8 protein-coding genes are annotated in these 14,140 nt (G+C 68.1%); 7 read left to right on the top strand and 1 reads right to left on the bottom strand.

The features are described 5' to 3' along the window. Positions 1–102: 102 nt before the first annotated feature. Complete coding sequence (locus Q0627_RS14430) at positions 103–969, bottom strand: neutral zinc metallopeptidase (RefSeq protein WP_291020082.1); 867 nt, start codon at positions 967–969, stop codon at positions 103–105. A gap of 229 nt (positions 970–1,198) precedes the next feature. On the opposite strand from Q0627_RS14430, the gene aspS reads away from it, so the two are divergent. From aspS to Q0627_RS14395, 7 genes are all read left to right on the top strand, one after another. After that, on the top strand, positions 1,199–2,992 hold the full coding sequence (gene aspS / locus Q0627_RS14425) for an aspartate--tRNA ligase (protein ID WP_291020078.1): 1,794 nt from the start codon (positions 1,199–1,201) through the stop codon (positions 2,990–2,992). Positions 2,993–3,145: 153 nt separating this feature from the next. After that, on the top strand, positions 3,146–6,625 hold the full coding sequence (locus Q0627_RS14420) for a DUF2126 domain-containing protein (RefSeq protein ID WP_298810910.1): 3,480 nt from the start codon (positions 3,146–3,148) through the stop codon (positions 6,623–6,625). After that, positions 6,622–9,342, top strand: coding sequence for a circularly permuted type 2 ATP-grasp protein (locus tag Q0627_RS14415; protein ID WP_298810906.1), 2,721 nt, complete (start codon positions 6,622–6,624; stop codon positions 9,340–9,342). The genes Q0627_RS14420 and Q0627_RS14415 overlap by 4 nt, the downstream gene beginning before the upstream one ends. 86 nt (positions 9,343–9,428) lie before the next feature. Continuing rightward, positions 9,429–10,322, top strand: a complete 894-nt coding sequence (locus Q0627_RS14410) for a transglutaminase family protein (RefSeq protein ID WP_291011116.1) — start codon at positions 9,429–9,431, stop codon at positions 10,320–10,322. 108 nt (positions 10,323–10,430) lie between these two features. After that, the gene (locus Q0627_RS14405) at positions 10,431–11,684 is read left to right on the top strand and encodes a hypothetical protein (protein WP_291011068.1); all 1,254 of its coding nucleotides are present in this window, start codon (positions 10,431–10,433) and stop codon (positions 11,682–11,684) included. A 9-nt stretch (positions 11,685–11,693) separates the two neighbouring features. Beyond that, positions 11,694–13,109, top strand: coding sequence for a replication-associated recombination protein A (locus Q0627_RS14400; protein WP_291011070.1), 1,416 nt, complete (start codon positions 11,694–11,696; stop codon positions 13,107–13,109). A 140-nt stretch (positions 13,110–13,249) separates the two neighbouring features. After that, positions 13,250–14,140, top strand: an 891-nt coding sequence (locus tag Q0627_RS14395; RefSeq protein ID WP_298810900.1) for an alanine--tRNA ligase-related protein, incomplete at its 3' end; no start/stop codon positions are given.

The raw sequence follows: 14,140 nt of genomic DNA, 5'->3' as shown, positions 1-14,140 counted from the left end.
GACTGGGGTGAACCGTATAAAGACGCGCTTACTTAGTCAACCCTAAGTGCAATGGCCGGTGCGGAATCAGCTTCGGGCGATGCCGCGGATCGGGCGAACCGGTCAGCCCAGATCGCTCGCCGAGAAGGTGTCGCACGAGTTGGGATCGCCGCTCTTGTAGCCGGTGCTGAACCACTTCACCCGCTGCTTGGACGAACCGTGCGTCCAGCTTTCCGGATTGGAGTTGGAACCCTGGATAGTGTCGTCGCCGATGGCGCGCGCGGTCTGGATGGCCGATGCGATCTGATCGGAGGTCAGCGGTTTCAGGAGCGCGTCGTCGCCCTTGTCTGCGTGATAGGCCCACACACCCGCGTAGCAGTCGGCCTGCAACTCGATGCGCACCGAACCCGACGTGGCCCCGTGTGAGCCCATCTTGTTGCCCTTCTGCAGGGAACCGGTCAGGTTCTGCACGTGATGGCCGTACTCGTGGGCCACGACGTACATCTGCGAGAGCGGGCCGTCGCTGCCACCCATCTTCACGAGCATGTCGAAGAAGGTGGGATCGAAATAGGCGGTCTTGTCGGCGGGGCAGTAGAACGGACCGGTCGAGGAGGACGCGGCGCCGCACGCGGTGTTGACCGTGTCCGAGAAGATCACCGTTTTCGGCTCGGTGTAACCCTTGAGCAGGTCGGTCCACACCCTGTCGACGCTGACCGTCGTGGCCTTGATGCGGCAGATGGTGTCGCTGTTGGCTTTCTCGTATGTGCAGGACTGAAGGTGCTTGTCGATCTCGGACACCACGGCCGTGTCGTCCGACGATCCACCGCCCCCGCCCATGATGTCGCCGGGATTGAGGCCGAACAACAGCGCCACGATCGTCACGAGGACGCCGGCGCCGCCGCCGAGCGCGATGCGCCCGCCCCGGCCGCCACCGCCTCCGCCGCCGGAGACGTTGCCGGTTTCGATGGATCCGCTGCCGCTGAAAGTCACGGGAAACATCATGGCATGACGAGAGCCCGGTCACGCGCAGGAATGCGCTGGACAGCGCGCGGGTCGTGTCGTGGACCCGGTGCCGGGAGGCGGTTGTGGCCCTGCGCGCCAGATGGGGCACGATGGAAGGGCCGATTCGGCGCCCGCACGCGTTCGATGCACGCACGTGCGACGGCCTTCTCTCGTCGGGGGCCGCGCCGAAAGTAACCACCCTTTGGAAGGACCCCCAGTGCTCCGCACACATCTCGCCGGATCGTTGCGCCGCAGCGATGCCTCGCAGACCGTCACAGTCGCCGGTTGGGTCGCGCACCGTCGCGATCACGGTGGCGTGGTCTTCATCGACCTTCGTGACAGCTCGGGGCTGGTGCAGGTGGTGTTCCGTAACGAGGACGTCGCCGCGGTGGCGCACCGGTTGCGTGCCGAATACTGCGTTGCGGTGACCGGTGTGGTCGAGGAACGTCCTGAGGGCAGCGAGAACCCGAACCTGGCGTCGGGGGAGATCGAGATCAACGCGGTGACGCTCGAGGTGCTCAACGAGTCCGCTCCGCTGCCCTTCCAGCTCGACGAATCGCCGGGCGAGGAAGCGCGCCTGCGGCACCGCTACCTGGACCTGCGCCGCGAAGGGCCGGCCAAGGCTATCCGGTTGCGTTCGCAGGTCAGCGCCGCCGCCCGCGGGGTGCTGGCCGGCCACGACTTCGTGGAGATCGAGACCCCGACCCTGACCCGCTCGACACCCGAGGGCGCCCGCGACTTCCTGGTGCCCGCACGACTGCAGCCCGGCACGTTCTACGCGCTGCCGCAGTCGCCGCAGCTGTTCAAGCAGTTGCTGATGGTCGCCGGGATGGAACGCTACTACCAGATCGCGCGCTGCTACCGCGACGAGGACTTCCGCGCCGACCGCCAGCCCGAGTTCACCCAACTCGACGTCGAGATGAGCTTCGTCGACCAGGACGACGTGATCGCGCTGGCCGAACAGATCCTCGTCGCCCTGTGGAGGCTGATCGGTGTGGAGATCGCCACGCCCATCCCGCGGATGACCTACGCCGACGCGATGCGCCGCTACGGCTCGGACAAGCCCGACCTGCGGTTCGGCATCGAGCTGGTCGAGTGCACCGAGTTCTTCGCCGACACCCCGTTCCGCGTGTTCAAGGCCCCGTACGTGGGTGCCGTCGTCATGCCGGGCGGTGCCTCGCAGCCCCGTCGGCAGCTCGACGCCTGGCAGGAGTGGGCCAAGCAGCGCGGAGCCAAGGGTCTGGCGTACATCCTGGTGCAGGAGGACGGTTCGCTCGGCGGTCCGGTCGCCAAGAACCTATCCGACGCCGAGCGTGCCGGCATCGTCGAGCACGTGGGCGCGGCGCCGGGCGACTGCATCTTCTTCGCCGCCGGACCGGTCAAGGCACAGCGGGCGTTGCTCGGTGCCGCGCGCGGCGAGATCGCCTCGCGGCTGGGCCTGATCAAGGACGGCGACTGGGCGTTCACCTGGGTCGTCGACGCCCCGCTGTTCGAGCCCGCCGACGAGGCGACCGCCTCCGGCGACGTGGCCGTCGGCTCGGGTGCGTGGACCGCGGTGCATCACGCGTTCACCTCGCCCAAGCCCGAATCGCTGGAACTGCTCGACACCGATCCGGGTGCCGCGCTGGCCTACGCCTACGACATCGTGTGCAACGGCAACGAGATCGGCGGCGGCTCGATCCGTATCCACCGGCGCGACATCCAGGAAAAGGTGTTCGCGATCATGGGCATCAGCCACGACGAGGCGCAGGAGAAGTTCGGCTTCCTGCTCGACGCGTTCGCCTACGGCGCACCCCCGCACGGCGGCATCGCCTTCGGCTGGGACCGGATCACCGCACTGCTCGCCGGCGAGAACTCGATCCGCGAGGTCATCGCCTTCCCGAAGTCCGGTGGCGGCGTCGACCCGCTCACCGACGCCCCGGCGGCGATCACCGCGCAGCAGCGCAAGGAGTCCGGTATCGACGCCAAGCCCGCGGTGCGTGCCGATCAGCAGGCCACCGCCGCGGAGTAGTCGGCACCTGAACGAACCCGACGTGTGGGAGGCATCCGGCCGGGTGCCTCCCACACGCGTCCAGGCTGTGATCCGGCGTCGGTGTTGTCCGCATGCCAAGCGAGGCAACGGTATGTGTGATGAGATTTTCACCATGACTGTGGAGGTGCTCGGATGACAATCAAGGTCGCGCTGGAACATAGGACGAGTTACGCATTCGATCGGCCCGTCAAGATCTATCCACACGTGGTGCGCCTTCGTCCTGCCCCGCATTCGCGTACACCGATCGAGGCGTATTCGCTCACGATCGAACCCGACGACCACTTCCTGAACTGGCAGCAGGATGCGTTTGCCAATTATCAAGCGCGCCTGGTCTTTCCGAACCCGTCGACGAAGCTGTCGATCACCGTCAGCCTGATCGCCGATCTCACCGCGATCAACCCCTTCGACTTCTTCGTCGAGGACTGGGCCGAGAATTACGGTTTCGAGTATCCCGAGGATCTGCGTCGGGATCTGGAGATCTACCTGCGCCCGGCGGGCGTCACCGAAGGCGAGTTCTCGGGCGCACCGATCCACCCCGAGGTGGCCGTCTTCGCCGAGAAGTACCGGCCCACCGGCAAGACCCGCGTCATCGACTTCCTGGTGGCGATCAATCAGGCGGTCTGCTCGGCGGTCAACTACACGGTCCGGCTCGAAGCGGGTGTGCAGACGCCCGAGTACACGTTGTCCAGCGCGATCGGTTCGTGCCGCGACTCGGCGTGGCTGCTGGTCGCGCTACTGCGGCACCTGGGGCTGGCCGCCCGGTTCGTCTCCGGCTACCTCGTGCAGCTGACCTCCGACATCAAGGCCATCGACGGTCCGTCCGGGCCCGACGCCGACTTCACCGACCTGCACGCGTGGGCCGAGGTGTACCTGCCCGGTGCGGGCTGGGTCGGCATGGACCCCACGTCGGGCCTGTTCGCCGGCGAGGGACACATCCCGCTCGCGGCCACCCCGCATCCCGGGGGCGCGGCACCGATCACCGGTGCGACCGGTCCATGCCACGCCACCCTCGACTTCTCCAACTCGGTCACCCGTTTCCACGAGGACCCGCGGGTCACGCTCCCGTACACACCCGAGCAGTGGAACAAGGTCCTGGATCTGGGTGGCCGGCTCGACAAACGGATGCACGACAACGACGTCCGCCTGACGATGGGCGGGGAGCCCACCTTCGTCTCCACCGAGAACCAGACCGGCGCCGAATGGACCACTGCGGCCGACGGACCGCACAAGCGGTTGCTCGCGTCGAAGCTGACCGAACGGCTCAAGGACGACTACGCGCCCGGCGGACTCGTGCAGCGCAGCCAGGGCAAGTGGTATCCGGGCGAGCCGCTGCCGCGTTGGCAGATCGCGCTGATGTGGCGCACCGACGGCAAACCGATCTGGCGCCGGCCCGAACTGCTCGCCGACCCGTGGACCACGATGGATACCACGCGCGCCGCCATCGACACCGAGACCTCCGGTCCGCAACCCGGTGAAGGCGGCGGACACGTACGGGCCAGGGCACTGCTGATGGCGTTCGCCGATGCGCTCGGCCTGCCGGCCACTCAGGTGATGCCGGCGTTCGAGGATCCGCTGGCGCGGATGCGCGAGCTGGCCGCGCTCCCGCCCGGTGACCCGGCGAGCGATCCCACTCTCGTCACCCAACTCACCGTCGCCCTCGCCGAGGCAGCCGTCGACATCGAAGAACCCGACGAGGAGGCCGACGACCTCGATCCGACCGCCGACTCGGTGAAGGCCAGGCAGTCACTGCTGGCCAGGCTCGATGAAGCGGTCACCGTACCCACGGCGTATGTGTTGCCGCTCAACAGGTCCGACGACGGCACGGCATGGCAGTCGGCGAAGTGGACGATGCGCCGCGGCCGGATCGTCCTGACCCCGGGAACATCGCCGGCCGGCCTGCGCCTGCCGCTCGACTCGCTGTCCTGGGGACCGGCCCCCACCGTCTTCGAGTCCGATCCGTCGGTGCGCCGGCCGGATCTGCCCGACGATGTGAGCGGCACCGTCGGGCACATCGTGAAGCGCACCGACCCGAGCCAGTTCCTGCCGCGCACCGCGCTCGTCGCGCAGGTACGTGGTGATGTGCTGCACGTGTTCCTGCCACCGACGTCGTACCTGGAGGAGTACCTGGCGGTGATCGGGATGCTCGAGGACGCCGCGGCGGCCGCGAAGACGCCGGTGGTCGTCGAGGGCTACGGCCCGCCCGGCGACGCCCGCCTGACCACGCTGACCGTCACCCCCGACCCCGGCGTCATCGAGGTCAACATCCAGCCGACCACCAGTTTCGCCGAACAGTCCGACCTGCTCGAGTCGCTCTACGAGCATGCCCGGCACGTGAAACTCGGTACCGAGAGCTTCGACCTCGACGGCAGCCACGGCGGCACCGGCGGCGGCAACCACATCACCCTCGGCGGCCCGACCCCCGCCGACTCGCCGATGCTGCGCCGTCCGGACCTGCTGGTGTCGATGCTGACGTATTGGCAGCGCCATCCCGCGCTGTCGTACCTGTTCTCGGGGCGTTTCGTCGGCACCACGTCGCAGGCGCCGCGCGCCGACGAGGGCCGCGAATCGGCGCTGTACGAACTGGAAATCGCGTTCGCCGAGATCGACCGGCTGGCGACCAAGGGCGAGCCGGGAACAGGCGTCGACGCCCCACCGAACCCGTGGGTCACCGATCGGGCGCTGCGACACCTGCTCACCGACATCACCGGCAACACCCACCGCGCCGAATTCTGCATCGACAAGCTCTACAGCCCGGACTCGCCGCGCGGGCGACTCGGGCTGCTGGAACTGCGGGCGTTCGAGATGCCGCCGCATCATCGGATGGCGATGGTGCAGTCGCTGCTGGTGCGTTCGCTCGTGTCGTGGTTCTGGGACCAGCCCTACCGTGGCCGGCTCATCCGGCATGGCGGTGACCTGCACGGCAAATACCTGCTGCCGTACTACCTGATCCGCGACATCGGCGCCGTCGCCGAGGACCTGCGGGAGGCGGGATACGAGTTCGACACCGCCTGGCTGGCCCCGTTCACCGAGTTCCGCTTCCCACGGCTGGGTACCGTGCAGATCCGCGACCACGAGGTGGAGTTGCGCGGTGCGATCGAGCCGTGGAACACCCTCGGTGAGGAGTCGACCGGCGTGGGCACCGCCCGCTATGTCGACTCGTCGGTCGAACGGGTGCAGGTGCGGGTGTCCGGGGGTGAGGACGACCGGTTCATCCTCACCTGCAACGGGCACCCGATCCCGCTGCGTTCCACCGGCATCCCCGGGGAGCGGGTCGCGGGTATCCGGTTCCGGGCCTGGCAGCCGCCGAGCTCGCTGCATCCGACGATCACCGTCGACACCCCGCTGACATTCGACCTCGTCGACCAGGTGGCCGGGCGGTCCGTCGGCGGCGCGACGTACCACGTGGTGCATCCGGGTGGCCGCGCCTACGACCGGCCGCCGGTCAACGCCGTCGAGGCCGAATCGCGGCGAAACGGCAGATTCGAGGCATCCGGGCACACCGCCGGCCACGTCGACATCGGTGTGCTGCGTGAACGGATGGCGCGCGGCGCGATCGACTCGGGGGTCCCCGGCATTCTGGATCTGAGGCGCGCACGTACAGTTCTTCGGTGACCGTTTCACCTGGCATCGACGCCGCGAGCGACGCCGTACGCGCGGTGTTCGACCGCTACCGGGCTGATGCCGGATCGGGATCGTACGACGAGATGCTCGACGCGGCCGGTGGGATCCGGGCCGGCTGGTCGGAACTGGTCGCAGGCTACGGTGTGCGCGGCGCGGGCCGGCTCGGGGACGCCGCGCACCGGCTGGCCGGTGCCGTCCACGACGAGGGCATCGTCTACAACGAGTTCGACGGCGACACCACGGTCACCCGTGACTGGGTGGTGGACCCGGCTCCGCTGATGGTGGACGGCAATGACTGGGCGACGCTGGAGACGGCGATCGCCCAGCGGTCGACGGTGCTCGACCTGCTCCTGCGCGACATCTACCACGACCAGAAACTCATCACCCGGGGTGTGGTGCCGCCGGAGATGATCTACGGCCACCCCGGTTACCTGCGCAAAGCCGCGCACCTGAACGTTGCCGCACCGCATGCGCTGTTCCTGCACGCGGTAGACCTGGGGCGGACCGTCGACGGCACCCACCTGGTGTTCGCGGACAGGACGCAGGCGCCGTCGGGGATCGGGTACGCGCTGGCCGATCGACGTATCCTTTCCCGGACGTTCGCGCAGCTGTTCCAGGACTGCGCGCCCAGGCCGATCTCGAGGTTCGTACAGACGCTGCGGCTGGCGCTGCTGGACTACGCCCCTCCCGGAGTCGATGATCCGACGGTCGTGGTGCTCAGCCCCGGCAGCATGTCCGAGACCGCGTTCGATCAGGCGTACCTGGCGTCCGCGCTGGGAATCCCGCTCGTCGAAGGCCCCGACCTGACCGTGCGTGACGGCTACGTCTACATGCGCTCGCTGGGCAAGTTCCGCCGCGTCGACGTGCTGCTGCGCAGGGTCGACGCCGAGTTCGTGGATCCGCTCGACCTGCGCACCGATTCTCAGCTAGGCGTCGCCGGTCTCGTGGAGGCGATCTCCCGCGGTAACGTCACCGTCGTCAACACCCTCGGCAGCGGTGTCCTGGAGAATCCGGCGCTGCACACGGTGCTCGATGCGGTGGCGCGTGAACTGCTCGGTGAATCGCTCCTGCTCGAGTCCGTACCGACGTTCTGGGCCGGCGACCCGGTAGGCCGGTCGAAGATCATCGCCGACGCCGAGTCGATGGTCCTCACCAATGTGCGAACGGGCGAAGAATTCGTGGGTGCGCTGATCGACTCGGCGACCCTGACCGACCTGCGGGCGCGCATTGAAGCACAGACCTGGCAGTGGGTCGGACGGTCGCTGGTGCGGTACTCGACGGCACCGACGATGCTGCCCGGCGTGGCCGACCCGGTCTCAGCCCCACAGGTGCGCCGCGCTCCGGTCTCGTTGCGTGCGTTCAGCCTGGCCCGCGGGCAGTTCTACGCGGTCATGCCGGGAGCGCTGGGCTCGGTGCTCGTCGACGGCGTTCCGGGTCGGGCGATGGCCACCATCGGCGCCAAGGACGTATGGCTTACCAGCGGCGGCGCGGGCGGGCATGCATCACGTAAGTCGCAGTCCCGGATCGAGCCGGCGGACGTCGTCGACGTGTCACCGACACCGGTTCGGGCGGCCGTAGCGTTGCCGCACGACAACGCGGGCACGGCATTCGTCGCCAGCCCGCGTGTGCTGTCGGACCTGTTCTGGGTGGGTCGTTACCTCGAACGCGTCGACGGGACGACGCGACTGGCGAAGGTATGCCAGTCGCGTTACGAGGAGCTGCAGCGGCGGTCATGGGTGGGGCTGCCCAAGGTGGTTCCCGTACTTCTGAACGCGGCCGGCTGGATGACCGGTACCGCCGAGTACCTCGGCACCGCCGCGCTGCTGAATGCCGATCCGGACGATGAGCCGGCGGACATCCTGAGGTTGGTCGCCAAGCTGACCGCCGATCGGCATGTACCCGGCACCATCGCCTATTCGCGGATGCGGCTGGTGGGTGCGGTGCGCGCGGTCCGCGACCAGATGACCACCAGCACATGGATGGTGCTCGCGCCGGCCGAGCGGGCGATCGCCCGGTTGACCGAATTGCTGAGCTCCGAGGTGGATCCGTCGGTTCCTCAACTGGATCTGGGGCCCGAACTGGCCGCCGCCCACGACGACATCCTGTTCGCGGTGCTGGCGTTGTCCGGGCTGCAGGCCGAGTCGATGGTGCAGGACCCCGGCTGGTATCTGCTGGATGTGGGTCGGCGCGCCGAACGGGCCATCGCGCTGGCAGACCTCACCTCGGCACTGTTCGTCGAGGTCCGCGACGCCGACCTGGAACAGCAGCTGCTGGAGTCGTTCCTGATCGCCAACGAGTCGTCGGTGACGTACCGGCGGCGCAACCGCGGCCTGATCCGGCTGGGTGCGGTGCTGGAACTGATGCTGTTCGATGAGTCCAACCCGCGCTCGATGGTGTATCAGCTGACCACGATGATGCGTGACCTGACCGCGTTGCCGGATTCGGTGAGGTCCACGGGCGCGGAACGGATCGTCGAGGAACTGACCGCCGGACTGCGCCGGGCCGACCCGGCGGACCTGACCGCTGCCGACGCGGAAGGACGCCGCGCCGATCTGGGGGAGCTGATGACGACGCTGCGCGACGGTATCCGCGACACGTCCGACCTGCTGGCACGGACCCGCTTCGCGCAGCCGCGCGCACTGCGGCCGCTCTGGGCGGGTCGGGGCGGCGATACACACATCGGTACCACCGGCGGGAGTGCCGGATGACGTCGGCTCACGAGAACGCGGCGGCCCCGTTCGCGCCCGTCGCCGGCACCGGCGTGCAGGCGCCGCACACGCGCCGCTATCAGGTGATGCACCGCACCTCCTACAGCTACAACGACGAGGTCTCCTCCTCGTACGGCCGTTGCTACCTGCGGCCCAGAGATCTGCCGCATCAGCGGGTCCTCACCGCGGGCGTGATGATCAAACCCGAACCGAACGACCGGTCGACGGGCGTGGACGTCTACGGCAACTCCGACGCCTACTTTCATGTGCGCTCGGACCATACGGAGTTGGTGGTGGTGGCCGAATCGCTGGTGGAGGTCGACCCCGTCGACCCGGCGTTGTTCGTGACGCCCGGCGCGACGGGACCGTGGGAGCAGGCGCGCCCCGGCCCGCTCGGGTCGGCAGTGTTGCGCGAGTTCGCCATGGACCTCTACCCGCCGGAGATCACCCCCGCGGTGCGGGCCTACGCGTCCCGGGTGTTTGTGCCGGGACGTCCGCTCGCCGAGGCGGTGCGTGATCTGACGACCCGGATCTTCCACGATTTCACCTACGAATCGGGGTCGACCGCCATCAGCACCAAGGTCGATACGGTACTCGAACGGCGCAAGGGTGTGTGCCAGGACTTCGCTCGCGTGGCGCTGGCCTGCCTGCGGTCGGTCGGGCTGGCGGGCCGCTACGAGTCGGGGTATCTGGCGACCGATCCGCCTCCGGGTCGCGAGCGGATCTACGGCGCCGACGCCAGCCACGCGTGGGCGGCGGTGTGGGTTCCCGGGGAGACTCCCGGCGCCGAGACACCGGGGCCCGGGTACTGGCTCGCCTTCGATCCGACCAACGACAAGTGGGTGGACGAACGGCACGTCACGGTGGCCTGGGGCCGCGACTACGACGACGTACCGCCGCTGCGGGGCGTGATCTACACGGACTCCACGCGCAGCGAGATCTCGGTGTCCGTCGACGTCTGCCCCGTGGACCCGGTGTGAAATAGCATCCGCAATGTGTGATCTGCAATGTGCCACAGCACAACTGGTGTTTAGGTAAATGAACAACAATGACGTGTGTCACTGGTATTGGGTAGGTTGGTCAGTGCCATGACGGTACTTACAGAGGGTCGCATCATCCGCGTCGTGCGCGCAGCCGAGGCCATGTTGTCGCAGCGCGCAGGTTCGTCGGTCGTACTCGAAGATCCCGAGGATCTCGGGGGCCGCGGCCGCACCACGGTCGTCCGGGTGCGCGTCGCCCAGAACCCGTTCTCCCAGGCGCGGACGCTGGTCATCAAGGCATTGCCGGTCGATGAGGAACCACACGCCTTCCATCGCGAGATCGCGGCCTACAAATACGCGACGACGCTGCCGACGCAGTCGCGACCGGGGCCACAGATCATCGCATCCGATGCCCAAGCCCGTGTTCTCGTGCTCAGCGACCTCGGCCACGGCCGGTCGATGTCCGGGCTGCTGACCGGTCGTGACGTCACCGAGGCCGTCCACGCGGTGAGCGCATGGGGCCAGGCACTCGGGCGCATGCACGCCGCCACCTTCGGTGGGGAGAGCGACTTCCGGGCCCTGCTCCGGCGCGGCGCCAACAGCGCCCAGGACGTCAACGTCCTGCGTGATCAGGCCGTACGTGCCTTCTCCCTGTTCGACGGGGCGCTGCGCGCACTCGACGTGCCGGTGCCGCCGCGGGTGACGGGGATGCTCGCCAACGCCTGCGACCTGTTCACCGAAGGTGAGCACCGGGCGTTCAGCACCTCGGATGTGGGCCCGGAGAACATCCTCATCAACGGCGAGGGCGTGCAGTTCATGGACTACGAGTGGGGCGGCTTTCGCGACGCCATACTCGATGTCGCGTACTCCCAGGTCACCTGTGGTTCGGTGTTGTCGGCGCCGTCGCAACGTGCCAGCGATCCGGCCGTCCGGGAGCGGCTGGAGGAGGCGTTGGTCGACGCGTGGCGTGCCGAGGTCGCCCTCATCTGGCCGGCGCTGTCCAATCGTCGTGTCCTGGCGCGCAGACTGCTGGCCGCGCGACTCCTGTGGGTGTGGCTGTCGACCGTGTGGATGCTGCCGCTCGACGGCCTGCAACCCACCGTCGCCGACATCGTCGAGGCGGGGATCGGTGGCACGGTCGACCTCGCGGGTGCCGGGACGGACGACCTCGCCGTCGTGGGCGCGTCGCTGAGCGGCGCGAACGGTCACCTGCATGACCTGGCGCTGTACACCTCCGATCCTCGTGTACTGGTTACCCGCTGGGCCGACCTGGCCACAGCGGCCGGACGTGCCGGTGACGACGTGCTGTCGGCCACGGCGGTCCGGATCGGTGCCGCCCTGACCCGTGACTGGCTCACCTGAGTCATCCCGATGGATTCATTGTTCGATGCGGCGCCGGCCACGCCGCCAGGTGAGGCGCCGGGCTCCGGTGGCGCACCGACGGCACCGCTCGCGGTCCGGATGCGTCCGCGGACTCTCGACGAGATCATCGGTCAGCAGCATCTGCTGGGCAACGCATCCCCGCTGCGGCGCCTGATCAGTGGATCGGGTGCGGCATCGGTGCTGCTGTACGGCCCGCCCGGAACCGGTAAGACGACGATGGCCTCGCTCATCTCGCGGGCCACGGGCGGGCGTTTCGAGGCACTGTCGGCATTGTCGGCGGGCGTCAAAGAAGTGCGCGCGGTGATCGACGTGGCGCGCCGGCGTCTCATCGACGGCCACCAGACGGTGCTGTTCATCGACGAGGTGCACCGATTCTCCAAGACCCAGCAGGACGCGCTCCTCGACGCCGTCGAGAACCGGATCGTCCTGCTGGTGGCGGCGACCACGGAGAATCCTTCGTTCTCGGTGGTGGCACCGCTGCTGTCACGATCGCTGGTGCTGCGGCTGCAGACACTGTCCGACGACGACATCGGTGAGGTGATCGATCGCGCCGTCGCCGACCCGCGTGGCCTGGGCGCGGCAGTGCGGTTGACGACGGAGGCGCGGGCCCACCTGGTTGCCGTCGCCGGTGGGGACGCACGCCGGGCCCTCACCGCGCTGGAGGCCTCCGCGGACGGCGTCGTCAGTCTCGCAGAACCCGGCAGCCTCGTAGAATCCGGCGATTACGGCTCTGCCGTGCCCGTGATCGACGTGGCCGAAGTCGAGGCGTCGATCGACCGGGCCGCGGTGCGCTACGACCGGGACGGCGATCAGCACTACGACGTCACCAGCGCGTTCATCAAGTCGATCCGTGGTTCCGACGTAGATGCCGCGGTGCACTATCTGGCGCGGATGATCTCGGCGGGCGAGGACCCGCGATTCATCGCCCGCCGGCTGATGGTGCACGCCTCCGAGGACATCGGTATGGCTGACCCGACGGCGCTGCAGACCGCGGTCGCCGCGGCGCAGGTGGTCCAGTTGGTGGGTATGCCCGAAGCCAAGCTCGCGCTCACCCAGGCCACCATCCACCTGGCGACGGCCCCGAAATCACCGGGGGTGGTCGCGGCGATCGGTGCCGCGATGGCCGACGTCGCCGCCGGCAAGTCGGGTCCCGTGCCACCGCACCTGCGCGACGGGCACTACGCGGGCGCCAAGGCGATGGGCCACGGCAAGGGCTATCGGTATCCGCATGACAACCCCGACGGGGTGGTGCCGCAGCAGTACCCGCCCGACGATCTGGTGGGCATCGACTATTACGTGCCCACCGCGCACGGATTCGAACGGGAGATCTCCGCCCGTCTCGGCAAACTGAGGTCGATCATCCGGCGTGGCCCGCGGCGCAGGACGCCGCCCGCTCAGCCCTGACCGGCGCTTCCGACGGGGAATGTAGGCTGGTGTGTCGCAGTCGTCGCCACGCCAGGCCCCCTGGTGTCGTGCGACAGCCCGCACAGCGAACGATCACAGAACCCCGCGATCACAAAAACCTCAGCAAGGACGAGACCACAGTGCAGACGCATGACATCAGGAAGCGGTTCCTGGATCACTTCATCCGCGCCGGACACACCGAGGTGCCCAGCGCATCGCTGATCCTCGACGATCCCAACCTGATGTTCGTCAATGCGGGCATGGTTCCGTTCAAGCCGTACTTCCTCGGTCAGCAGACCCCGCCCTTCTCCCGCGCCACCAGCGTGCAGAAATGTGTGCGCACCCTCGACATCGACGAGGTCGGCATCACCACCCGCCACAACACGTTCTTCCAGATGGCGGGCAATTTCAGCTTTGGTGACTACTTCAAACGCGAGGCCATCACCTTCGCGTGGACGCTGCTCACCAACTCCGTCACCGATGGCGGCTACGGCATCGACCCGCAGAAACTATGGCCGACGGTGTACCTCGATGACGACGAGGCAGAAGCCATCTGGCGCGACGAGATCGGCGTCCCGGCCCAGCGCATCCAGCGGCGCGGTATGAAGGACAACTACTGGTCGATGGGGGTGCCCGGCCCGTGCGGACCGTCGTCGGAGATCTTCTACGACCGCGGACCCGAGTACGGCAACGAGGGCGGCCCGGAGGCCGACGAGGACCGCTACATCGAGATCTGGAACCTCGTGTTCATGCAGAATGAACGCGGCGACGGCGGCGGCAAGGACAATTACGAGATCCTCGGCCCGCTGCCGAAACAGAACATCGACACCGGAATGGGTATCGAGCGCGTCGCGTGTCTGCTACAGGGTGTCGACAACGTCTACGAGACCGACCTGCTCAAACCGATCATCGACCTCGCCTCCGAACTGACCGGGCGCGGCTACGGCAGCGGAGCGCACGACGACGACGTCCGGTTCCGGGTCATCGCCGACCACGCCCGCACGGCGGCGCTGCTGATCTGTGACGGCGTT

It is taken from the genome of uncultured Gordonia sp., from assembly GCF_937858515.1.
Classification (GTDB): domain Bacteria; phylum Actinomycetota; class Actinomycetes; order Mycobacteriales; family Mycobacteriaceae; genus Gordonia.
This window is presented reverse-complemented; position numbering and strand designations above follow the sequence as displayed.

Coding starts and splice junctions, on each gene's coding strand:
- Q0627_RS14420 (WP_298810910.1), top strand. CDS start 3,146: ATGACAATCAAGGTCGCGCTGGAACATAGGACGAGTTACGCATTCGAT.
- Q0627_RS14410 (WP_291011116.1), top strand. CDS start 9,429: ATGCACCGCACCTCCTACAGCTACAACGACGAGGTCTCCTCCTCGTAC.
- Q0627_RS14405 (WP_291011068.1), top strand. CDS start 10,431: ATGACGGTACTTACAGAGGGTCGCATCATCCGCGTCGTGCGCGCAGCC.
- Q0627_RS14400 (WP_291011070.1), top strand. CDS start 11,694: ATGGATTCATTGTTCGATGCGGCGCCGGCCACGCCGCCAGGTGAGGCG.